19 protein-coding genes are annotated in these 20,843 nt (G+C 71.2%); 11 read left to right on the top strand and 8 right to left on the bottom strand.

Annotated elements, in window-relative coordinates:
* Window positions 1-80 precede the first annotated feature (80 nt).
* The 5 genes from ABZ374_RS19525 to ABZ374_RS19505 all read right to left on the bottom strand — a co-directional run bounded on the left by ABZ374_RS19525 (window position 81) and on the right by ABZ374_RS19505 (window position 6,196).
* Window positions 81-605 carry a hypothetical protein gene (locus ABZ374_RS19525; protein ID WP_360312590.1) on the bottom strand — a complete coding sequence of 175 codons (525 nt, stop codon included), beginning with the start codon at window positions 603-605 and terminating at the stop codon, window positions 81-83.
* Between the two features lie 62 nt (window positions 606-667).
* Complete coding sequence (locus ABZ374_RS19520) at window positions 668-1,411, bottom strand: ABC transporter ATP-binding protein (RefSeq protein WP_360312588.1); 744 nt, start codon at window positions 1,409-1,411, stop codon at window positions 668-670.
* The gene (locus ABZ374_RS19515) at window positions 1,408-2,169 is read right to left on the bottom strand and encodes an ABC transporter ATP-binding protein (RefSeq protein WP_360312586.1); all 762 of its coding nucleotides are present in this window, start codon (window positions 2,167-2,169) and stop codon (window positions 1,408-1,410) included. The genes ABZ374_RS19520 and ABZ374_RS19515 overlap by 4 nt, the downstream gene beginning before the upstream one ends.
* Window positions 2,159-4,387 (bottom strand): ABC transporter permease, encoded by a 2,229-nt coding sequence (locus ABZ374_RS19510; protein WP_360312584.1) that lies wholly within the window; start codon window positions 4,385-4,387, stop codon window positions 2,159-2,161. The genes ABZ374_RS19515 and ABZ374_RS19510 overlap by 11 nt, the downstream gene beginning before the upstream one ends.
* Before the next feature lie 261 nt (window positions 4,388-4,648).
* The gene (locus tag ABZ374_RS19505; RefSeq protein WP_360312582.1) at window positions 4,649-6,196 is read right to left on the bottom strand and encodes an ABC transporter substrate-binding protein; all 1,548 of its coding nucleotides are present in this window, start codon (window positions 6,194-6,196) and stop codon (window positions 4,649-4,651) included.
* A gap of 460 nt (window positions 6,197-6,656) precedes the next feature.
* Here ABZ374_RS19505 and ABZ374_RS19500 point away from each other — a divergent pair, with 460 nt between their 5' ends.
* The 6 genes from ABZ374_RS19500 (at window position 6,657) to ABZ374_RS19475 (ending at window position 11,190) form a co-directional block, all read left to right on the top strand.
* Window positions 6,657-7,370 carry a spermidine synthase gene (locus ABZ374_RS19500; protein ID WP_360312580.1) on the top strand — a complete coding sequence of 238 codons (714 nt, stop codon included), beginning with the start codon at window positions 6,657-6,659 and terminating at the stop codon, window positions 7,368-7,370.
* Between the two features lie 149 nt (window positions 7,371-7,519).
* Window positions 7,520-8,005: a nuclear transport factor 2 family protein gene (locus tag ABZ374_RS19495; protein WP_360312578.1), complete on the top strand. Its 486-nt coding sequence runs from the start codon at window positions 7,520-7,522 to the stop codon at window positions 8,003-8,005.
* Window positions 8,002-9,489, top strand: a complete 1,488-nt coding sequence (locus tag ABZ374_RS19490) for an MFS transporter (RefSeq protein WP_360312576.1) — start codon at window positions 8,002-8,004, stop codon at window positions 9,487-9,489. The genes ABZ374_RS19495 and ABZ374_RS19490 overlap by 4 nt, the downstream gene beginning before the upstream one ends.
* 14 nt (window positions 9,490-9,503) lie before the next feature.
* On the top strand, window positions 9,504-10,007 hold the full coding sequence (locus tag ABZ374_RS19485; protein WP_360312574.1) for a tetratricopeptide repeat protein: 504 nt from the start codon (window positions 9,504-9,506) through the stop codon (window positions 10,005-10,007).
* Window positions 10,008-10,250: 243 nt separating this feature from the next.
* A complete protein-coding gene (locus tag ABZ374_RS19480) occupies window positions 10,251-10,784 on the top strand; it encodes a hypothetical protein (protein WP_360312572.1) in 534 nt (177 codons plus the stop codon).
* A gap of 184 nt (window positions 10,785-10,968) precedes the next feature.
* Window positions 10,969-11,190, top strand: coding sequence for a hypothetical protein (locus tag ABZ374_RS19475; RefSeq protein WP_360312570.1), 222 nt, complete (start codon window positions 10,969-10,971; stop codon window positions 11,188-11,190).
* Here ABZ374_RS19475 and ABZ374_RS19470 read toward each other — a convergent pair.
* From ABZ374_RS19470 to ABZ374_RS19460, 3 genes are all read right to left on the bottom strand, one after another.
* The gene (locus ABZ374_RS19470; protein ID WP_360312568.1) at window positions 11,187-11,948 is read right to left on the bottom strand and encodes a hypothetical protein; all 762 of its coding nucleotides are present in this window, start codon (window positions 11,946-11,948) and stop codon (window positions 11,187-11,189) included. The genes ABZ374_RS19475 and ABZ374_RS19470 overlap by 4 nt on opposite strands.
* Before the next feature lie 162 nt (window positions 11,949-12,110).
* Window positions 12,111-12,773 carry a hypothetical protein gene (locus ABZ374_RS19465; RefSeq protein ID WP_360312566.1) on the bottom strand — a complete coding sequence of 221 codons (663 nt, stop codon included), beginning with the start codon at window positions 12,771-12,773 and terminating at the stop codon, window positions 12,111-12,113.
* Between the two features lie 181 nt (window positions 12,774-12,954).
* Window positions 12,955-14,541 carry an amidohydrolase gene (locus ABZ374_RS19460; protein WP_360312564.1) on the bottom strand — a complete coding sequence of 529 codons (1,587 nt, stop codon included), beginning with the start codon at window positions 14,539-14,541 and terminating at the stop codon, window positions 12,955-12,957.
* Between the two features lie 108 nt (window positions 14,542-14,649).
* Between ABZ374_RS19460 and ABZ374_RS19455 the strand changes: the two genes are divergently transcribed.
* The 5 genes from ABZ374_RS19455 (at window position 14,650) to ABZ374_RS19435 (ending at window position 20,841) form a co-directional block, all read left to right on the top strand.
* A complete protein-coding gene (locus ABZ374_RS19455) occupies window positions 14,650-15,672 on the top strand; it encodes an iron ABC transporter permease (protein WP_360312562.1) in 1,023 nt (340 codons plus the stop codon).
* Window positions 15,669-16,706 (top strand): iron chelate uptake ABC transporter family permease subunit, encoded by a 1,038-nt coding sequence (locus tag ABZ374_RS19450; RefSeq protein WP_360312560.1) that lies wholly within the window; start codon window positions 15,669-15,671, stop codon window positions 16,704-16,706. Before ABZ374_RS19455 ends, ABZ374_RS19450 begins: the two co-directional genes overlap by 4 nt.
* Entirely contained in the window at window positions 16,703-17,497 is a 795-nt protein-coding gene (locus ABZ374_RS19445; RefSeq protein ID WP_360312558.1) for an ABC transporter ATP-binding protein, read from the top strand. Before ABZ374_RS19450 ends, ABZ374_RS19445 begins: the two co-directional genes overlap by 4 nt.
* Window positions 17,498-17,543: 46 nt before the next feature.
* Complete coding sequence (locus ABZ374_RS19440) at window positions 17,544-18,500, top strand: iron-siderophore ABC transporter substrate-binding protein (protein WP_360312556.1); 957 nt, start codon at window positions 17,544-17,546, stop codon at window positions 18,498-18,500.
* A gap of 154 nt (window positions 18,501-18,654) precedes the next feature.
* Window positions 18,655-20,841, top strand: a complete 2,187-nt coding sequence (locus tag ABZ374_RS19435; RefSeq protein WP_360312554.1) for an NB-ARC domain-containing protein — start codon at window positions 18,655-18,657, stop codon at window positions 20,839-20,841.
* Window positions 20,842-20,843 lie beyond the last annotated feature (2 nt).

Genomic DNA, 20,843 nt, shown 5'->3' with positions numbered 1-20,843 from the left:
ACGGTGCCGCGCGCGGTGTCCTCCCGTTCAGGATGACACCGCGCGCGGCCCGTTGAGGAGCCCTCGCCCCGGAATGTGGCTCAGTGTCCGGCCGGGGTGGTGGGCAGTACCGCGGTGGCGTCCGCCGCCGGCCCCGCGACCGCCGGGGCGGCCTGCGGTACCTGCTGGGCGGCGATCAGCCGGGCCAGCCAGAACCGCATGAACGTGGACAGCGAGTAGCGGATGAAGAGGGCGAAACCCAGCAGCGAGACCGGGATCGCCGACAGACCCAACGTGATCGCGTCGTTCTGGGTCAGGATCAGCGTCGTGCCGTGCGACATGAAGTAGGCGCCGATGCCCATGCCGATCCCGACCACCATCAGCCCCACGCCCAGCCACATGAGCTGGGTGTCGAGCATGGTCTTGGGCGCACGCAGTTTCAGCGCACCGACGTCGGCGGTGAACTGTCGGGTCCGATCCTGAGTGGCCGCCGGGATCGCCGCATGGCGCGGGGCGAACGCCGGTGGTGGCCCGGCCGTCGGCACCCCCTGCGGAACCGTCGGCGGCTCGCCGGCGGGCCTCGCGGGTGCGGGCTGCCCGTCGGCGTTCACGCTGTTCATACTCATCTAAGTCGTCACCTCGTGGGTCGCCGTGAGGTTGGTACGTATCCGCGGACGGCCATGTGCGATCAGCCGCCCAGGTACGCGCTGTGCAGGTCGCCGGCGATCTCGTCCGGAGTGCCGACCTGAAGGATCCGGCCACCGCTCATGACCGCGGCGAGGTCGGCGACGGCCAGGGCCGTGCGCGCGAACTGCTCGACCAGGAGCACGGTGACACCGGTCTCGGCGATCTTGCCGACCACGTCGTACAACTGGTCGACGACGAGGGGCGCGAGGCCCATCGAGAGTTCGTCGAGCAGGATGATGGCCGGGTTGGTGGCGATCGCCCGGGCGACGGCCAGCATCTGCTGTTCGCCGCCCGACATCGTGCCCGCCGCCTGGGTCCGGCGTTCCTTGAGGCGGGGGAAGATCGGGAAGACCTTCTCCTCGATCTCCTTGCGGGAGACTCCTCGGTAGGTGGCCATCCACAGATTTTCGGACACGGTGAGATTGGGGAAGACCCCGCGGCCTTCCGGGATGCTGCACAGGCCGATCCGGGCCAGGTCCACGGGTGCGGCCCCGGTGACGCACCGCCCGGCGAGGAAGATGTCCCCACCGGTGGGCTCGTGCAGCCCGGTGATCACCTTGAGCATCGTGGTCTTGCCGGCGCCGTTGGGGCCCAGGACCGCCATGACCTTGCCGGTGGGCACCGCCAGGTCCACCTTGTGCAATACCTCGACCTGCTCGTACGCGGCGCTGACGCCGCGCAGTTCGAGCAGCGGCGGGGCGCCGGCCGGTCCGGCGGGGCGCGCGTCGGCCACGTTCAGCGTCATACGGTCTCCTGCAGGACTTCGTCGGCCTCCGCGGCGTCGGCGGTACCGAGGTAGGCGGCCTGTACGGCGGCGTTGTTGCGGATCTCGTCGCACGTACCGTTGGCGATTTTTTTGCCGAAGTCAAGCACGTGCAGCTCGTCGCAGGTGTTCATCACCAGATCCATGTCGTGCTCGACCAACAGCACGGCGACCCCGTCCGAGGCGATCTCGCGCAACAACTGGCCGAAGCCGCGCGTCTCCTCGTCGTCCTGGCCGGAGGCGGGCTCGTCCAGGAGCAGGATCTTGGGCCGGACCGCCAACGAGCGCGCCAGTTCGACCACGCGACCCTGGCCGGTGGGCAGTTGGTCGGCGCGCACGTGCGCGATCTCGGTCAGGTTGAGCCGGTGCAGCAGCCGCGCGGAGGTGTCCTGCGGGGTCTCCTTGGTGCCGCGGTTCAGTCGGCGGTACTGGGCGGCGGCGACCTGGATGTTCTCTCGAACGGTCAACGAGCCGAACAGTTCCAGGCGTTGGAAGGTGCGGGCCATGCCCAGGCGGGCCCGGCGGTAGGGCGCGAGTTTGCTGACGTCGCGTCCGTCCATCCGGACCCGACCCGCGGACGGCGGCTGAAGGCCGGTGATCACGTTGAAGATCGTGGTCTTGCCCGCGCCGTTGGGGCCGATCAGGCCGGTGACCTTGCCCTCGTGGGCCCAGATGTTGACGTTGTTCAGGGCGGTGTGGCCGCCGAAGCGGACCGTGACGCCCTCGACCTCAAGCCCCATGACGCGCTCCAGGCAGGGTGGGTGACGATGATTCGGCCAGCGCGACCGTCGGCAGCGAGGGCATCGCGATCAGCTTGTCCAAGGCCTCGATGTCGGCGGACTTGAACCGGTTGCCGTTCAGGCCCAGTCCCTCGGGCTGCTCGGACAGGCCCGGCGGCAACTCCTGTTCGGTCCGCTGCGCCGTGAGCATCAGCTCGATCTTGACCGCGGCCGGGATGCCGATCACCGCGAGCAGGATGCCGATCACGAAGGCCCAGTTGCCGATCACGTCGGTGAACCGCAGTACCACCAGGACCAGTTGGGCCGCCGCGCTGCCCGCCAGGATGAACGGCCGGCGCAGGGCGGGCTCCCATTCCGGGCGGATCTTGGCGGCGATGAAGCCGTTCGGGTTCTTGCCCAGCGCGATGCCGTTGAGGCCGATCAGGATCGTGGTGAGCTGGGCGTAGTCGGGGAAGAGGTTGGTGATCAGCGGCGTGCCCAGGAAGATGCCCGCGAACAGCGCGGCGCCCGGCGAGGTCAGGCCCGCGATCACCATCAGCATCAACACCGAGAGCCCGGCGGTGAAGTCGAAGCTGACCGGCGACAGCGTGCCGGTCGCGCCGCCCAGGATGCCGCCGCCGACGCCCGCCATCGCGGCGGAGAGGCCGAAGACGGTGAGCGTGGTCAGCTTGTGGTTCATCCCGATCGTCGCGCACGCCGCCGGGCTGTCCTTCATCGCCAGCAGCCTACGGCCGAACTCGCCGCGGCGGATCCACACCACCACGAGCGAGGACAGGGCGAAGAAGACCGCGCCGAAGATGAAGTAGGCCCGGTCGGAGGAGATGTCCACGCCCGGCCAGTCGAAGCGCTCGAAGTTGAGCGTGCCGCTGTTGAACAGGTCGATCCGGGTGTCGCCCCAGGTGAACGCGGGCAGTTGGAAGATCCAGCGGTCCAGCATGACGGCGAACGCGGCGGTGGCCAGGGCCAGGTAGATCCCGGACAGGCGCAGCGCCGGCAGCGCGACCAGCACGCCGATGCCCGCACAGATCAGCGCCGCCCACAGCAGCCCCAGCGGGTTGCCGCCGGAGCCCAGGTGCGAGACGCAGATCGCACCGATGCCCGCGAAGCCCAGTTGGGCCAGCGACATCTTCCCGGCATAGCCCACGAGCGGGATCACCGACAGCGCGATGATCGCGAAGCCCCACATCTTGGTGCTCGCGAACAGGTCCACGGTGCCGAGGGAGTGGGCCGCGACCACCGCGCCCGCGATCACCAGGGCGGCGAAGACGAGCGAACCGGTCCAGGTCGGGCGGTGGGCGATCTCCCGGGTGCGGGAGGAGGCGTGGCCCCGCAGCCGGGAGGTGGGCAGCAGCATGATCGCCACGAACAGCACCAGCACCGGCATCGAGTCGGTGAGGCCGGCGAGGTAGGGGCCCGCGGTGGGGAAGTCGGTCTCGGTGAGGTAGCCCTTGCCGTACTCGGTGACCAGGCCGATGATCATCGCGCCGACGAAGGTCCACGGCAGGCTCTTGAGCCGGCCGATCACCGCCGCGGCGTAGGCGTTGACGATCAGCAGGGTCAGCGGCAGCGCGGCGAAGGAGAGTTTGGGCGCGATCAGGATGCCCGCGAGCGCGGCCAGCATGGTGCCGGTCGCCCAGGCCAGCATGCCGGGCACCTCGGGACGCGAGCCGTTGAGCACCGCGAGGTTGCGGTCGTCGACGGTGGCGCGCATGGCCACACCGGCGCGGGTGGAGCGCAGCAGCACCCACAGGCCGATCGCGACGATCAGCGCCACGGCCAGGGTGATCAGGTCGTGGTAGGACACGCGCGTGCCGGCCATGTCCACGGACTCGCCGGGGAAGAAGTTGACCACGTTGCGCGGGGTCTGCGGGTCCCAGACCCACATCACCGTGGCGAGCAGGCTCAGCAGCACCGCGACGGTGACCATCAGGCGCGTCGTCTCCGACGTGCCCTCCAGCCGTCGCATGATGGCGAAGTGCAGGAACACCCCGAACGCCGGGGCCAGGATGCCCAACACCACGACGATGGACAGCCAGACCGGCCAGCCCCAGTCGAAGTGCAGTTGCCAGTAGGTGAACGCGGCGAGCGCGCCGGTGACGCCGTGGGCGAAGTTGAAGATGCCCGTGGTGGTGTAGGTCAGGGTCAGGCCACCGGCGGTGATGGCATAGATGCCGCCGGTGACCAGGCCGCTGATGGTGAGGATGATGAACTCGTGCACGCGCCCTCCGTTCGGGCCGGGCCGTGTCGCGGGGCGATCGGTCTCGGAGACTGGTGCGGCACGGCTCCTGACAGGTCGTCAGGGCCGTGGGGGCCGTTGGTGCCGCCCTCCCGCCCGGTGCGGGGCGGGAGGACGACGGGTTTCGCCTGGTCGGACCGAGCGGGGTCGGCGGCCGACGGGTTCGGCGGTGGTGCGGGGTGTTGCCGGTGGTGCGGTGTTGCCGGTGGTGCGTTGTCGAGTGGCCGAGGATCGGCTATCGGCTCAGGTGACGTTCTCCGGCGGCGCGGCCGGCGGCGGTTCGCCTCCGTCGGCGGGCGGCGGGGTGTTCGTCTCGGGTGCCCCGGCCGGCGGGGGTGTGCCGGCGGACGGCGGCGGCGTGTTCTGCGCCGCGGGCGCACCGGGCGCGACGGCGACCACGTTGCTCGGGTCGCAGTTGAAGTACTCGGCCTTGTTCGGCTTGGTCAGCGCGGCGTCGTACTCGAAGCCCTTGGGGCTCACCTTGAGCATGGTGAAGCAGTCCGCGGCGCGTACGTCCTTGGTCTCCACGATCGGGCCGGGGGCGAACAGGCCGCCCGCGTCCCAGTTGGCGCGCTTGCCCTTGGCCAGCACGCACTCCGTGGTCAGGTCCGTACCGCACTCCTTGACCGCACTCGCCCACAACAGCCAGGAGTTGATCCCGGACATGTGGAAGAACTCGAGGTCCTTCTTCGGCTCCACGCTGTGCAGGATCTCCAGCGCCTTCTGCACGGCGGGGTTCTTGTCGCCGAGCGACTGCGGCACGAAGGTCGGGTAGATGTAGGTCTCGGGCATCTGCGAGTTCTTGGCGGAGGCGAGCGTGTAGCGGTTGTACGCCGACGCGTCGCTGACGATGACCTTGGGGTGCCAGTTCATCGCGTCCATCTCGCGGAACATCGAGGCCGAGTCCACCGCGAGCCACGTGGTGATCAGCATCTCGACGCCGGCTTCCTTCATCTTCTCCAGCGTGGTGCGGCCGGGCGGCGGGATGACGGGGACGTCTTCCTTGTAGACGACCGTGCCACCGGCCGCCTCGACGCCGGCCTTGTAGCGGACCATCGAGGGCCGCAACGAGGCGATCGCCTGGCCCAGCAGGCCGACCTTGGCCTTGACCTCGGGGTGCGCGGCGAACACCGCCTTGTACGCGCCCACCACCGTGGTGGAGGTCGGCAGGCCGACCGCGAGGTCCTGGAGGTCGCCCTTGGCCGATTCCTCGCCGACCACGTAGGCCGGGAAAGCGCCGAGTTTGCACCCGGTGCGAGCCTTGACCCCGTCGTTGTCGAACGGGTTGCCGCCGCCGACCACCATGAAGTCGCTCTGGCAGGCCGCCGTCATGACCGTGCCGACGTTGCTCAGCGCGGCGTCGCGCTTGGTCAGCTTGATCGTGCGGCCGTTGATCCCGCCGAGTTCGTTGCACCACTTGGTGAAGCCGTCGGCCATCTCGAAGAACTCTTTGCCCAGGCCCGGTTGGGCGGCGGCCCCGGGGTCGCCGGTCACACTGACCGAGATCTCCTTCTCGGTGACGCCCCGGTCGGCCTTCTTGGTGAGCGGCTTGCCGTCGCCCTTGCCGCAGACGTCCTTGAGCGTGCCGAAGTCACCGGGCGCGCCGCCGGCGGCCGGCTTGCCGTCCTTCGTCGATCCGGGCGCCGCCGGATTCCCGGCCGCCTGCGGACCCTTGGCCACCGCGTCGTCACCCGAGCGACTACAGCCGACCGCCAACAGGAGCGGCACGACCAGCAAGCCGGCCGCCGCTCGGCGGCGCGTCCCACGCCGCCCGGCGGAAGTTGATGCCATCAGCCCTCCCGACACTTCGTTTCCGCGGGCCGGGCCGATGTGCCCGGTGCGCTCTCACGTACTTCTCCTGCGCTGTGCTCGCGTCGTTCTCGTCTTGTGCTCGCCCTGCCCCGGGCTCCGCCTGCGAGGCGTCCCTGCGACTGGATCTGACATGCCATCAGTCAATGGGCCATGAAGCAATGGCCGGGACCTTAACGGGGTGTTCCACAGGGTGCAAGGGTCACCGAACCGGCGAAAACCGCTGGCCGGCAGCCCGAGAACAGTCCATCGTGCGGCGGGGCGCGTCACTACACACGTGTCACCGTTTCGCCCGTCAGGGTCGCAATTTCATCGGCTTCGTGATGGCACTGTTATGAGGTGCCGACGATCCGTTTCCCGCGGTCCGCCAAGCGCCCCGCGCAGCGAAAAGGCGACACGGCGACACCCGTTCTCCATAAAGCGACAAGGAGTCAGCGAACCGATGCACCCGATCGATTCGACCACCGACGCACGCGAGATCGAACGAGTCCCGGCGGCGGACGGCGAACTCGTCCTGCGACGTGCGGGCGAGCACTACGAGATCATCAGCAACGGCTGCTTTTTGATGGACACGCGCGCGGGCGCCTCGGAGCGGCTGCTGGTGCGCACCGCGCTCGACGCGCTCGGTGACGACACCGGACTGCGGATCCTGGTCGGCGGACTGGGCGTCGGCTTCACCCTGCGCGAGGCACTGACCGACCCCCGGGTCGCGCAGGTGACGGTGATCGAACGCGAGCCCGCCGTGGTGCGCTGGGGCTCGGGGCCGCTCGCGCCGTTCTCCGGCCACGCCCTGACCGACCCGCGCGTGAGGGTGATCACATCCGACCTGGTGGCGTGGGTGCACTCGGGTCGCACCGGGGCGGTCGCCGAGCCCGCCGGGCGGGAGTCGGACGGGCGCTTCCACGCGCTGTGCCTGGACATCGACAACGGGCCGGACTGGACGGTGACCGACGGCAACGCCTCGCTCTACGACGACGCGGGGCTGGCCGCGCTGCAGGCCCGGTTGTTGCCGGGCGGAGTGTTGACCGTGTGGAGCGCGACGGCGAGCCCGGCCTTCGCCGACCGACTGCGGCGGCGGTTCGGCCGGGTGGGCGTGCATGAGGTGCCGGTCCCGCGCGGGGAGCCGGACGTGGTGTTCGTCGCACGCGAGGGGTAGCGGGTCGCGGCGCCGGCAAGGGATGGCGAGTCGGCGGTGGTGCGGCGGCCCGGGCGTGCGCGAGATGTAACTGACACGACGTCAGAGAAACTTGCGTGTGTCATCCAACTGCTGCCAGCATGCGATCGACGGCTGGTGAAAGGGTGGACATGCACGACGACGAGGCGGATTCGCCCGTATCCAACACTTCGGGCGAACTGCGCGATCGCAGCGAACTCCGGGACGTGGTGCAGATCTACGCCCACGGCGCCGACCGCCGCAAGCCCGACCTCGTCGCCTCGATGTTCACGCCCGAGGGCCGCCTGGTGATCCACCGCGACCCCGGCTCCACCGAACCGCCGGCGGTACGCACCGGCCGCGCCGCCATCGCCAAGGCCCTCACCAGCCTGGACCGTTACCTGGCCACCACCCACCTGATCGCCAATCAGCTCGTCGCCTTCGAGCCCGGCGGCGATCGGGCGAACGCCGAGACGTACTGCACGGCGCACCACATCTACGAATCCTGCGGGGTGCGCCGCGACCGGGTGATGTCGATCCGCTACCTCGACACGTTCGTGCGCACCGACGAGGGCTGGCGCATCGAGACCCGCACCCTGCACTGCGACTGGGTCCAGGACCGGCCGCTGACCGCATGAGCGCCGGCACGAAGGGGGCCGCGCGCACGCCGACCAGGCGCCACGGCCCGACGATGATCCTGGTCGCCCTGTCCTTCGCGGCCACCACGATGGCGGTCATGCAGACCGTGGTCTCGCCGATCCTGCCGCAACTGCAGAACCGGCTCGGCGTCTCCAGCTCGGCCATCGCCTGGGTGCTCACCGGCAACCTGCTCGCCTCGGCGGTGGCCACGCCGCTGCTCGGCCGCCTCGGCGACCTGCGCGGACGCAAACGATTCCTGCTCTACGCGCTGGCGGCGGTCACGCTCGGCTCGATCCTGGCCGCGTGCACCACCTCCTACGTGATGCTGATCGCCGGCCGGGTGCTCCAGGGCATGGGCGGCGGCGTGGTCCCGCTCGCGCTCAGCGTGGTGCGCGACGAGTTCCCCAAGGAGCGCTCGGCGGGCAGCATCGCCACCATCGGCGCCACGATCAGCGTCGGCGCCACCTTCGGCTCGGTGATGACCGGGCTGATCGCCGACCGCTGGGACTACCACCTGCTCTTCTGGCTCTCCGCGCTGGTCGCGGTGGTGTCCATGCTGATGGTGTGGCGGGTGGTGCCGGACACCGCCGAACGGCGCTCCGGCCATGTGGACCTGGTCGGCGCGCTGACCCTGTCCGGCTGGCTGGCCGCGCTGCTCGCCGCGGTGAGCATGGGCAGCCGGTCCGGGTGGGGCGATCCGCTGGTGCTCGGTGGGCTGATCACCGCCGCGGTGATGTTCGCCGCCTGGATCGGCTGGGCGCTGCATCACCCCGAACCCCTGGTCGACCTGCGGGTGATGGCCCGCCGGCCGGTGTTGCTGGCCAACCTGTCCGGGGTGTTCACCGGCATGGCGATGTACGGCTCCTCGCTGCTGTTCCCACCGTTCATCCAGGCACCGTCGGCGCTCGGGTACGGCTTCGGCAAGTCGGTGCTGATCGCCGGGCTGATCATGCTCCCGGGCACGATCGGCAACCTGGCGGCGGCACCGGTCGCGGCCCGGATGACCAACCGGTACGGGCCCAAGCCCGCGCTGGTGCTCGGACCGCTGCTCAGCGGCACGGCCTTCGCGCTGCTGATGCCGCTGCACGGGCACTGGTGGGCGTTCTCGATGGTCGGCGTGTTGTTCGGCTTCGGCCTCGGGCTCGCCTTCTCCGCGATGCCCGCGCTGATCAACGACCACGTGCCGGCGGACATGACCGGGGTGGCCAACGGCATGAACGCGGTGCTGCGCACGGTGGGCGGGGCGACCGGCACGGCCGTGCTCGGCGCGATCCTGAGCGCGTCCCTGGTCGACGCGGGCACCGCTCGGGCGGCGGGCGTCGCCCAGGCACCGGAGCTGGCCGGCTACCTGATCTGCTTCGGCATGCTGGGCATCGGCTGCCTGCTCGCGGCGCTGCTCGCGTGGTCGATCCCGAGCGCGCGCCGAACGGCGCAACCGGTGCGGGTGACGGCCGAACCCGACCGGGTGCAGGCGACCCGATAGGCAAGACTGCCCGGATGATCGGGAACGAACGAGACACCGCCCTGGCCGAGGCGATCGCGCTGCGCGAGGGGGGTCGGGTCGAGGAGGCCCGGGCCCGCTTGGTGCCGCTGGTCGAACGCCACCCGGGCGACGCGCGGATCGCCTACCAGGCGGCGTGGGCGCACGACGTGCTCGGCCTGGAGCGCGAGGCCGTGCCGTTCTACGAATGGGCGCTGATCGGGGACGGCCTGACGGCCGAGGAGCGACTGGGCGCGTTCCTGGGCCTGGGCAGCACGTACCGTGCGTTCGGCGCGTACGACAAGGCGGTGGCGATCCTGCGTCGGGGCCTCACCGAGTTCCCGGGCGACGCGGGCCTGACCACGTTCCTGGCCATGGCCCTCTACAACGCCGGCGACGCCAAGACCGCGATCGAATCCCTCCTGCGCGTCATCGCCGACACCGGCGACGACCCCGGGCTGACGCCTTACCGCAAGGCCATCGAGCTCTACGCGACCGACCTGGACGCCACCCACGGCTGACCCGGTCGGCGCGCCGTCCGGCGCTTGCCGCGCCGGCGCGTCCACGGCGTGGGCGGCGCCCACCGTGCTCACGGCGCTTGCGAACAACCGAACGGGCGACGCCGACGCGCCCGAAGCGGCGTGGGCCGCGGGATCGAGGGAGTCCCCTTGAATGCCCCTATTTCGGTTGCCGAGGCGATTCCCGGGCGGCCATGGTTCAGCGGTGCCGCCGAGTAAACGACACGGCACGGAAGGGACATCGTCATGACCTACCACATCGGGCCGTTCGCCGGCCGCACGGCGTTCACCGCGATCGTGGCCGTGCCGGCCGTCCTCCTGCTGGTCGGCGCCTGCAATGGGGACGGCAAGAACTCCGCGCGCGTCTCGGCCACGGCCACGGCCACGGCTTCCGCATCCGATTCGGTGTTCGCACCACGCACCGCGAGCGCGACGACACCCGTCTCGACCAGGACCCGGGCCACCGAATCCCCGTCCGCGACGAGCCGCGCGACCCGGACCTCCGAATCCTCCGCCACGCCGGAGAGCACCAAGACGGCCTACGACAAGGGCGAATGCCTCAGCGGCAGGATCAGCACGGGCGGGAGCCAGGAGAAGCTGATCACGGTCGGCTGCTCGGACCCCAAGGCCAACTTCAAGGTCCTGCGCGTGTTCCCCTACATGACGGCCGGCCGGCCGTGCGACAACGTGAGCGGCGCGGACTACACGTACTCCAGCTACTGGACGCGCAACGGCATCCCGACGTACGGAAGCACGTACTGCCTCTCCGAAATCGGCTGAGCACCCGCGCCGACCGGCGCGCCGATGCCGACCAAGGTCGATCGGGCATCGCAGCCCGGTCAGCGCCGAACCCGCGACCCGCTGCCCGGGCTGCGAACGTGTCCGAGATCCGCCGTCGCCCGAACGACCCGGCAGTCGAGCCGGCCGCGCGTGGGCGGCCCATCTCGGCTACGCCCTCGGCGCCTTGGTGCTCGGCTCGATGATCCTGGCCGCCGCGCTCCAGGAGGACGACCAGGCGCCGACCGTCCGGGTCGAGACGGTCCTGGGCGGCGTCATGTTCGCGGCGATGTCGCTGTTCCGCCGCGGTCGGGCGACCCAACTCGCCGTGGGCCGGCCGGCCGTCGTCGGGTGGTCTCCGTCGGCCAGTTATCACAGCATCTTGCTCCTCGGCTCGCCGGCTCGCTAACCGGCTCCCGGGAACAGCGACACGAACGCGTCCGAGGCCGCCGTCATGCCCTGGCCGAACGGCGCGTCCAGGTCCCAGATCAGGAACAGCAGGAACGCGATCAGCGCGCTGAACAGCCCGGCAACGATCAACTCCGGTGCGGATCTGCGGATTTGCAGCGTGAAGATCATCCCGACGGTGACCACGGCGCCGACGATCAGGCCGAACCACACCAGCCCCGGCATCGATGAACCGGCCTGCCCACCGCGGGCCTGACGCGCGTCGTCCGCGATCGCGATCTGGTCCAGGATCGGCTGGTACATCTGCGCTTCCTGGTCGCCCTGCGGCGCGTAGTCGGTCACCCCGTGTCGCACCGTGTCGAACAACTGCGAGGCCCGATCGGAGAGTTCGCCGTGGTCGGCCATGTAGGACCACTCCTTGTGGACCACGTACTTCACGTAGGCGTCGATGTCCGCCCGAATCTGGTCGCGCACCGGCGGCGGATAGACCCGGACCCGCTCGCTGACCTCGTGCAACGCCTGTGCCTCGTGCCGCACCTCGTCCTCGGCCGCGCCCCTCCCCTCCCACACGCCCGCGATCGCCAGACCGAGCACGATCGCGTAGACCACACCGATCATCATCGTCATGTATTCGAGGACGTCCGGGGTTGCCGACGGATCGTCGTCGTCCGGCAACCGGCGCTGCTTGAGCACGACAACCGCCAGGACGACCGCGCACACCGCGGCCATCGCGAGCGCGAGTACCACCCAATGGGTCATGGATGACCTCCGGATCGAGGATTCCGATGGAGCCGAGCGGGGGGACGAACTCGCGGGAGTGGCGTCCACCGGGCCCGGGTGGAGAGCGGGCGGCGGCCCGCGACCGACGACGCGGGCGGGCCGAACCGCTCGGGGAACAGCAGGAGTCGGGTATGCCGGGCGTCAGCGCGAGCCGCCGCCCGAACCACGTGCGCCTGCCCGGCCACGCGGCTTGAGCGCGGCGCCGGCCAGGATCGCCGGCGCGGTGATCAACAGCGTCGTGGTGACGATCGACGTCCCGCGCGCCGGTGGGGCCGCCGCGGACGGTCGAGCCGGTGGGCGGCGGACCGCGATCGGTTGCAGCGGCGGTGGAGTCACGACCGGCGCACTGGTCGGCGGTGGTGTGTCGGGCGGCTTCGGCGCCGGCGGGGTCGGCCGTGCCGGTGGCGTCGACGCGGGCACCACGACCGCGACCGGGGTGGACCGGGGCGTGGGCGGCGGGGTGCGCACCGGCGTGGGTTTCGGGGGCGCCTTGGTCGGTGGCGGCGTGGGCTTGGGTTTGGTCGGTGTCGGCGACGGCTTGGGCCGACACGAGCCGTCCCGCACCAGTCGGAAGTCGACCTTCAGCCCGATCCCGCCGGTCGGTGGCCCGGTGGCCGGAATCACGTCGACCCGCACGCTCGCCCCGGGCGAAGCGCCGATCGAAACGCACACATCCACACTCGCGCCCGGCGCATGGCTGCCGCCGGTGCTCGAACCCGCCCACGCCACACCGGCCGGAGCAACCAACAAGGCCCCCGCCCCGACCACGCACCCCCACCGGCGCGCCCGACCCCATGCGCTCATGTGAACGATCATCCGGCAGAATCGATGACTTTAGGCCGAATCTCCATCGGATTCACTCGAAAGGGTTGAGTGGCCGTCAAATACGGTCATCCTGAACGAAGTTGGCGAACAACCGGTAGGTATGCCCAAGGCTTGTAGAGGCAACTATCGGGCGCCGGGCCGCCCCCGCCCCACCCGCCCCTCAATGCGTCCGCGTCCCCGCCAACCAGGTCCCCTCCACCACGATCCGCCCCAGCGACATCGGGTCCACCACCCGCGGATCCGCGCTCAGCCACACCAGATCGGCCACGCTGCCCACCTCCAGCCCCCGCCGATCGTCCGCGAACGCCTGATACGCGACCCCGACCGTGTAGGCGTGCACCGCCTGATCCACCGTCAACCGCTCGTGCGGCATCCACCCCTCGACCGGTACGCCCTCGAACGTGCGTCGGGTGACCGCGACTTGGATGCCCTCCAGCGGCCGATGCGAACTCACCGGCCAGTCGCTCCCGAACGACACCCGCGCACCCGAGTCGACCAGGGTGCGCATCGGATATTGCCGCCCGGCCCGCTCCGCGCCCACCCGCGGGATGGTCAACTCGTGCTGAAGCGGGTCGAGTTGTGCCCACAGCGGCTCGAAATTGGCGATCACCCCGAGCCGCGCGAAACGGTCCAGGTCGGCCGGGTCTACCAGTTGCACGTGGGCGATCACCGGCCGCCGATCCCGCGTCGGGTCGGTCGAGACGGCGGCCTCGATCGCGTCCAGCGCGGTCCGCACGCCCGCGTCGCCGATCGCGTGGATATGGACCTGGAACCCGTCCGCATCGAAGGCGGTGACCGCCTCGGCCAGTGCCGCCGGCGGCCAGACCGGCATCCCACAACTGTGCGGGGCATCGCGGTACGGGGCCAACATCGCCGCCGTACCGCCCTCGATCACCCCGTCCGCGAAAAACTTCACCGTCCGGGCGGACAACAACGGCCCACCCCGCTCCGCGACTTCCGCCCGCGCCGCGACGAACTCGGCGCGCTGGTCCCGCCACCGGTCCGGGTCGGCGCGAAACGCCAGGTCGGCCCGGAACGACAACGCCCCGCGCCGGGCCGCCTCGACATAGGCCGGCACCATCTCCGGCTCCACCCAGGCATCCTGAACCCGGGTCAGCCCGGCACTCGCATACGCCGCACCGGCCACCCGCAGGGCGTCGACCAGTTCGTCCACCGGCCGTCCCGGCACCCGATCGAGCACCAGATCGCACGCGTGCCACTCGCGCAGCGTGCCCAGCGCCGAGCCGTCGGGTCGCCGGACGATGTGGCCGAGCCGAGGCTGCGGCGTCGCGTCGGTGACCCCGGCCCGGCGCAATGCCTCGGTGTTGCACCACACCGTGTGGTAGTCGTACGCGCGCAGCACCACCGGTCGATCGGCCACCGCCGCGTCCAACCAACGCGCGTCGAACTCGCCGTCCGGGACCAGTGTCGGGTCGTAGCTCGCACCGACGATCCACTCCTCGTCCGGATGTTCGCCCGCCCAGCGGCCGACCTCCGCGACGATGTCCGCGACGCCGGTCAGCCCCTTGATCCGCGGTCCGAAGTGTTCGAGGCCGCCGAACAGGGGGTGGGCGTGCCCGTCGCCGAAGGCCGGCAGCAGCAGGCCCTCGCCCAGCTCGACGACCAGCTCCGCGTCGAGCGCGAGCGCGGCCGAGCCGAGCGCGACGACCCGCCCGTCCCGAACCGCCAGCGCGTTCGTGTCGCCCGCGCCGGTGCGAACGGTGCCCCGGAACAGGGTCCTGGTCATGGTGCGCCCTCCGTGGGTCGAGTGGATCCGGCGCAGTCGGTCGGCGACCCTGGGTGAACTCGGGCCCCCGACCGGGCCGGACAAATTAGGCCAGCCTAGCCTTCTCCAGTGAATGTCCTCCCGACGCGGGGTCGCCCGACCGAGCGCCGAGTCCTCTATCTGGTCTCGGCCCTGTTCGTGCTCGCCGCCGCGTGTCTGCTCAGCCTCGCCGTGGGCAGCCGAACCATCGCACCCGGCGCCGTGCTGGACGCGCTCGTGTACGGCGGCGACTCCACCGACGCGATCGTGGTCGACTCGATGCGGCTGCCGCGCACCGTCGTGGCGCTCCTGGTCGGCGCGTCGCTCGGCGTCGCCGGCGCCTGCATGCAGGGGCTGACCCGCAATCCGATCGCCGAGCCCGGCATCCTGGGCATCAGCAACGGTGCCGCCACCGGCGTGGTGACCGCGATCTCGGTGTTCGGCGTGACCAGCCTGACCGGATACGTGTGGTTCGGCTTCGCCGGCGCGTTGTGCACCGGAGTGCTCGTGTACGCGGTCGCGGCGCGCGGGCGCGGCGGCGCCACCCCGGTCAAGCTCGCGCTGTCCGGGCAGGCCCTGGCGGCCACCCTCGGCGCGCTGATCACCCTGGTCCTGACCACCGATCAGGGCACGCTGGACCAGTACCGATTCTGGCTGGTCGGTTCGTTGTCCGGGCGCACCGACGAAGTGGCCTGGCGGATGTTGCCGTTCGTCGGCGTGGGCATGCTCCTGGTGGCCGGCACCGCACGCGGCCTGGACGCCCTCGCGCTGGGCGACGACGTGGCCAAGGGGCTGGGCCACAAGGTGAACCGGATCCGGGTGATCGGCGGCCTGGGCGCCACCGTGCTGACCGGCGTCGCGGTCGCCGCGACCGGCCCGATCTCGTTCGTCGGCCTGGCCGTTCCGCACGCGGCGCGCGCCCTGGTGGGCAGCGATCACCGCTGGGTGCTGGCCATGTCGGCGTTGCTCGCGCCGATCCTGTTGTTGGTCGCCGACGTCCTGGGGCGGATCATCTTCCCGCCCGCCGAGGTCGAGGTGGGCGCGATGACCGCGCTGATCGGGGTGCCGATCCTGGTCGTGCTGGTGCGCCGCAAGCCGGTGGTGTCCGGATGAGCCTCCGCCCGTACGGCCATGTCCTGCTCCGCCGCCCGCGTTTCTCGTTCCTCGTGCACCGCCGCTCGGCGGTGATCGCGATGGTGCTGGCCGTCCTGCTCGCGGCCGTGTTCCTGCTCAGCCTGTGCGTGGGTGTGCGGTTCATCCTGCCCGGCGACGTGCTCAAGGTGCTGTTCGGCGTCGACGAGAGCCTCGTGGTCGAGACGTTGCGGCTGCCGCGTGCCACGGTCGGACTGTTGGTCGGGTTGGCCTTCGGCATCGCCGGCGCGCTGATCCAGACGGTCGCCCGCAACCCGCTGGCCAGCCCGGACGTGATCGGCGTCTCGCACGGCGCGGCGGCGGCCGTGGTGTTCGGCCTGGTCTTCGGCCTCGGCGGACCCACCGCGACGCCGCTGACCGCGGTGGCGGGCGGCAGTATCGCCGCGTTCCTGGTGTACGTGCTGGCCTGGCGCCGCGGCCTGAACGCGCAGCGGTTCGTGCTGATCGGCGTCGGTGTCTCGGTGGCCCTGGTCGCGGTCACCAACCTGCTGCTGACCAAGGCCGACATCGTCCTGGCCCAGCAGGCCAAGGTGTGGATGTCGGGCAGCCTGAACGGTCGCGGCTGGTCGCAGGGCGAACCGCTGTTCTGGGTGCTGCTCGCGCTCGTCCCGGCGATCGTGTGGGCGGCGCGGGCGGCGCGCTCGGCCGGCTTCGACGACGACACCGCGATCGCCCTGGGGGTGCGGCTCGGCCGGATCCGACTCGGCCTGGTCGTGGTCGGCGTGTTGCTCGCGTCGGTGGCGACCGGGGCGGCCGGGCCGGTGGACTTCGTCGCCCTGGTGGCCCCGCAGGTGGCCCGCCGGCTGACCCGGACCCCGCAGGTGCCGCTGGTGTGTTCGGCCCTGCTGGGCGCGCTGATCGTGGTGTCCGCGGACATCGGCGCGCGCATGCTGATCCCGAACGCCGAATTGCCGGTGGGCGTGCTCACCGCCGCCGTCGGCGGCCCGTACCTGCTGTGGATGTTGACCCGTTCCCGTGCCGGAGGCGCCTCGTGACTACCCATCGGCTCGCCGCACGCGGGCTCACCCTCGGCTACGAGGACCGGATCGTGGTGCGCGATCTGGATCTGGAGGTGCCCGCCGGCCGGGTCACCGTCGTGGTCGGCCCGAACGCGTGCGGCAAGTCCACCCTGTTGCGCTCGCTGGGCCGGTTGCTCAAACCGGTCGCCGGCAGCGTGCTGCTCGACGGCGCGGCGCTGCGCGACCTGCCCACCCGGGAGATCGCCCGGCGCATCGGCGTGTTGCCGCAAAGCCCGGTACCGCCGGAGGGCATCACCGTCGCCGACCTGGTGGCCCGCGGCCGGCAGCCGTACCAGCGCTGGTGGCAGCAGTGGTCCGACGAGGACGAGGACGTGGTCGCCGACGCGATGCGGCGCACCGACGTGGTCGAGCTCGCCGACCGCTATGTGGACGAACTCTCCGGCGGCCAGCGGCAACGGGTGTGGATCGCGATGGCGCTCGCGCAGGGCACCGGCATCCTGCTCCTGGACGAGCCGACCACGTTCCTGGACATCGCGCACCAGGTCGAGGTGCTCGACCTGGTGCGCGAGCTCAACGTCACCCGTGAACGCACCGTGGTCGCCGTGCTGCACGACCTCAACCAGGCGTGCCGCTACGCGGACCACCTGATAGCGATGCGCGACGGCTCGATCGTCGCGCAGGGCGCGCCCGCCGAAATCGTCACGGCCGACCTGGTGCGGGACGTCTTCGGGCTCGCGTGTGTGGTCATCCCGTGTCCGGTCACCGGTGCACCGATGGTCGTTCCGGGTCGACCTCGCAAGTCCTGACCGGCGGCGACCTGTTCGCCGCCTTCGTCCTCCCGAAGGAGTTCCCGTGCCCGTCACGTCCCTGCCCCGTGTCACGGCCGTCCTCGGTGTCGCCGGCGCGCTCCTGCTGGCCGGGTGCTCCGCCGAGGGTGCCGACGGCGACAAGGGTGCCAAGGCCGCGCCGGCCGACACCCGCGAAGTGCGTACCGCCAAGGGTGTGGTCAAGGTCCCGGTCGCGCCCAAGCGGGTGGTCACCCTGGACATGGGCGAGTTGGACACCGCGCTGACCCTGGGCGTCAAGCCGGTGGGGTCCGTGGTGGGCAGCCCAGGCGCCGGATTCCCGAAGTACCACGGGGATCGCACCGCGGGCATCAAGGAGGTCGGCGCGATCGGCGCGCCCAACCTGGAGGCGATCGAGGCGCTGAAGCCGGACCTGATCCTGGGCAGCCTGGTCCGCGACGCGGATCGTTACGACGCGCTGAGCCGGATCGCCCCGGTGGTCTTCTCCGAGCAGGCCGGCACCCGGTGGCAGCAGAACTTCCTGCTGGACGCGGACGCGCTGAACAAGAAGGCCGAAGGCGACCGAGTGGTGGCCAAGTTCACCGCGCGGGCCAAGGCGCTGGGCACCGCGCAGGGCGACCCCGGCTCGCTCAAGGTCAGCGTGTTGCGCTTCGTCGCGGGTCAGAACCGGCTGTACGGCAGGGCCAGTTTCGTCGGCAGCATCCTGTCCGAGGCCGGGCTGGGGCGCCCCGACGTGCAGAACGTGGACACGTTCATGGTCGAGGTCAGTGCCGAGCAGATCGAGAAGGCCGACGGCGACGTGATCTTCGTGGCCACCTACGGGCCCAAGGACAAGACGGACCACGACAAGGTGTTCGGCGGCCCGCTGTGGAAGACGCTCAAGGCGGTGCGGGCGAACCGGGCCCACGAGGTGGACGACGAATATTGGATGGTCGGCACCGGGTACACCGCGGCCGACCGCGTGCTCGCCGACCTGGAACGCGACCTGCCGAAGCGGGCCTGACGGGCACCGCCACCAACGATCGAAGGGGCAGCGATCGTCGACCCGAGGTTTCGCGGGCCCTTGGGGTGACAAACATCCAGAATGCCCTTCCGCCCATCGGGCCGGGTTCGGCCACGCGTGAGGGCGGTTCCGGCCGCGACGATCGGGGGCGCACGTGTCGGAGGTCGACGACGGGCGGGCCGGCGGGCCGGCAAGTCTCCCGAATGCGCAGCACGACGGGCAGATCGTTCCCCCGAATGCGCATCGCAACGAACTCGGCGGCACCGTGCACGGGCCGAGTGTGCAGGCGCGAACGGTGCACGGCGGCATCCACTTCTCGGTGCAGCGCCCGGAGGCCGCGGTCGTGCCGTGGCAACTGCCGCCCGGACCGCCGATGATCGATCGGCGCCGCGAACTGGACGAGCTGGACGGCCTGCTCCGCGTCGGCGACAGCCCGATCGTGTTGCTCAGCGGCATGCCGGGCGTAGGCAAGACGACCCTCGCGCTGACCTGGCTGGCCAAGCTGGGCGAGGAGTTCCCGGACGGCCGGTTGTACGCCGATCTGCGCGGGCACGGCGGCGAGGAGCCGGCCCGGTGGGCGGAGATCGTCGGCGGCTTCCTGCGCGGACTGGGCGTGCCGGCGGGCGAGGTGCCGCACGATCCGGCCGAACGGTTGGGCCTGTACCGGTCGTTGACGGCGCGCCGCCGGTTGGGCGTGCTGTTGGACGATGCGGTCACCGCGGCCCAGGTCAGGCCGCTGTTGCCGGCGGGCGCCAATGTGACGGTGGTGACCAGCCGCAGCAGGTTGTCCGGGCTGTTGGTCAACGGCGGGGTGCCGATCCAGCTCGAACCGCTGGATCGAAAGGCCGCGGTGGATCTCCTCGCGGCCACGATGAACGACCGTCGAGTCGACGAGGAGCCGGCCCAGGCCGCCGAGTTGGTCGACCTGTGTGCTCGGCTCCCGCTCGCCGTCCAGCTCGTCGCGGCGCGGCTGGCGGCGCGCCCCAACCGGCCGATCACCACGATGGTGCGGGCACTGACCGACGAGCGGGGTCGGCTGGACGCACTCGCCTTGGACGACGACCACACCGTCCGGGCCGCGCTGGACGTCTCCTATCGCGATCTGCCCGAGGCCGCCGCCCTGCTCTACCGGGGCCTCGGGGTGCATCCGGGGCCCGACTTCGGGCCGGTCGTGGCCGCCGCCGTGCTCGACACCGGCGCGGGCTGCGACCCCGATGCCGCGCAGTTCGTCCTGGAAGCCCTGGTCGATCGCAATCTGCTCACCGAGGCCGCCGACGGGCGCTATCGCTTCCACGATCTGGTCCGCCTGCACGCGGTCGCCAAGCTGTGCGATCGCCCGGACGTCGAGCGCACCGACGCGCTGCGCGCGACCCTCGACCACTACCTCGCCACGGCCACCGGCGCCGAGCGGCTGCTCGACCCCCAACACGCCTCGCTGTCCCGCGACTATGCCCGTGCCGAGGTGCCCAGGGTGGAATTCGCGGACCAGGGCACCGCATTGGCCTGGCTGGAGCAACATCGGGCCACCCTGCTGGCCGCGATCCGGATCGCGGAGAGCGCCGACCTCCCGGCCGTGGCCTGGCAGTTGACCGACGCGCTGTGGCCGTTGTTCCTGCGCGGCAAGTACTTCGACGAGGCTCGCACGGCGCACGAGATCGGTCTGCGCGCGGCGCGGGCGTGTGCCGATCCGGCGGCCGAGTCGCGGATGTCGACGTCGGGGGGACTGTGCGAGCTCAGTGCCGGCGGCCACGACGCGGCGCTGCGGATGTTCACCGAGGCGAACCGGGTGTGCCTGGCCGCCGGCGACGCGGTCGGGGCCGCGCGCACCCGCAACTACACCGGTCTGGCGTTGTTGCGTCTGGGCCGCCTGGACGAGGCGGACGAGGCGTTCGAAGAGGCCGAGCAGCGGTGTCTGGCGTTGGGGGACACACGTCCGGCCGCGCTGGCTCGGTTCAATCGGGCGGACGTCGCGCTGCGCTCGGGCCTGCCGCACCGGGCCGTCGAGTACGCGGAGGCGGCCCGGGTCGAACTGGTCGGGGTGGGCGACGAGTACAACGCCGCTCGGGCGCGGGCGTTGATCGGCCGGGCCCTGTCGGCGGCGGGCCGCTACGACGAGGCGGACGCGCAGTCGACCGCGGCCCTGGAGGTGCTGCGCAGGCATCGGGCGGCGGTGGAGGCGGCCCATGTGCTGTCCGCGCTCGCCGAGTCGGCCGAGCGGCGCGAGCAGTTCGACCACGCGCGGGAGTTGTACGCGGAGGCGCTGGAGTTGTACGGCACGAGGCGGACCCCGGCGGCCGAGATCGTGCGCGCACGGCTGCGCGACCTCGATCCGCCGGGGTGATG

Origin of the sequence: Embleya sp. NPDC005971 (genome assembly GCF_040629175.1) — a bacterium.
Classification (GTDB): Bacteria; Actinomycetota; Actinomycetes; order Streptomycetales; family Streptomycetaceae; genus Embleya.
The sequence above is the reverse complement of the archived record's forward strand: the minus strand, read 5'-3'. Positions and strand labels throughout refer to the sequence as shown.

What these genes read in the sequence shown, in the direction of transcription:
- ABZ374_RS19485 (WP_360312574.1), top strand. Translation starts at nt 9,504, where the DNA reads ATGATCGGGAACGAACGAGACACCGCCCTGGCCGAGGCGATCGCGCTG.
- ABZ374_RS19515 (WP_360312586.1), bottom strand. Translation starts at nt 2,169, where the DNA reads ATGGGGCTTGAGGTCGAGGGCGTCACGGTCCGCTTCGGCGGCCACACC.
- ABZ374_RS19505 (WP_360312582.1), bottom strand. Translation starts at nt 6,196, where the DNA reads ATGGCATCAACTTCCGCCGGGCGGCGTGGGACGCGCCGCCGAGCGGCG.
- ABZ374_RS19460 (WP_360312564.1), bottom strand. Translation starts at nt 14,541, where the DNA reads ATGACCAGGACCCTGTTCCGGGGCACCGTTCGCACCGGCGCGGGCGAC.
- ABZ374_RS19520 (WP_360312588.1), bottom strand. Translation starts at nt 1,411, where the DNA reads ATGACGCTGAACGTGGCCGACGCGCGCCCCGCCGGACCGGCCGGCGCC.
- ABZ374_RS19495 (WP_360312578.1), top strand. Translation starts at nt 7,520, where the DNA reads ATGCACGACGACGAGGCGGATTCGCCCGTATCCAACACTTCGGGCGAA.
- ABZ374_RS19465 (WP_360312566.1), bottom strand. Translation starts at nt 12,773, where the DNA reads ATGAGCGCATGGGGTCGGGCGCGCCGGTGGGGGTGCGTGGTCGGGGCG.
- ABZ374_RS19470 (WP_360312568.1), bottom strand. Translation starts at nt 11,948, where the DNA reads ATGACCCATTGGGTGGTACTCGCGCTCGCGATGGCCGCGGTGTGCGCG.
- ABZ374_RS19450 (WP_360312560.1), top strand. Translation starts at nt 15,669, where the DNA reads ATGAGCCTCCGCCCGTACGGCCATGTCCTGCTCCGCCGCCCGCGTTTC.
- ABZ374_RS19490 (WP_360312576.1), top strand. Translation starts at nt 8,002, where the DNA reads ATGAGCGCCGGCACGAAGGGGGCCGCGCGCACGCCGACCAGGCGCCAC.
- ABZ374_RS19500 (WP_360312580.1), top strand. Translation starts at nt 6,657, where the DNA reads ATGCACCCGATCGATTCGACCACCGACGCACGCGAGATCGAACGAGTC.
- ABZ374_RS19480 (WP_360312572.1), top strand. Translation starts at nt 10,251, where the DNA reads ATGACCTACCACATCGGGCCGTTCGCCGGCCGCACGGCGTTCACCGCG.
- ABZ374_RS19525 (WP_360312590.1), bottom strand. Translation starts at nt 605, where the DNA reads ATGAGTATGAACAGCGTGAACGCCGACGGGCAGCCCGCACCCGCGAGG.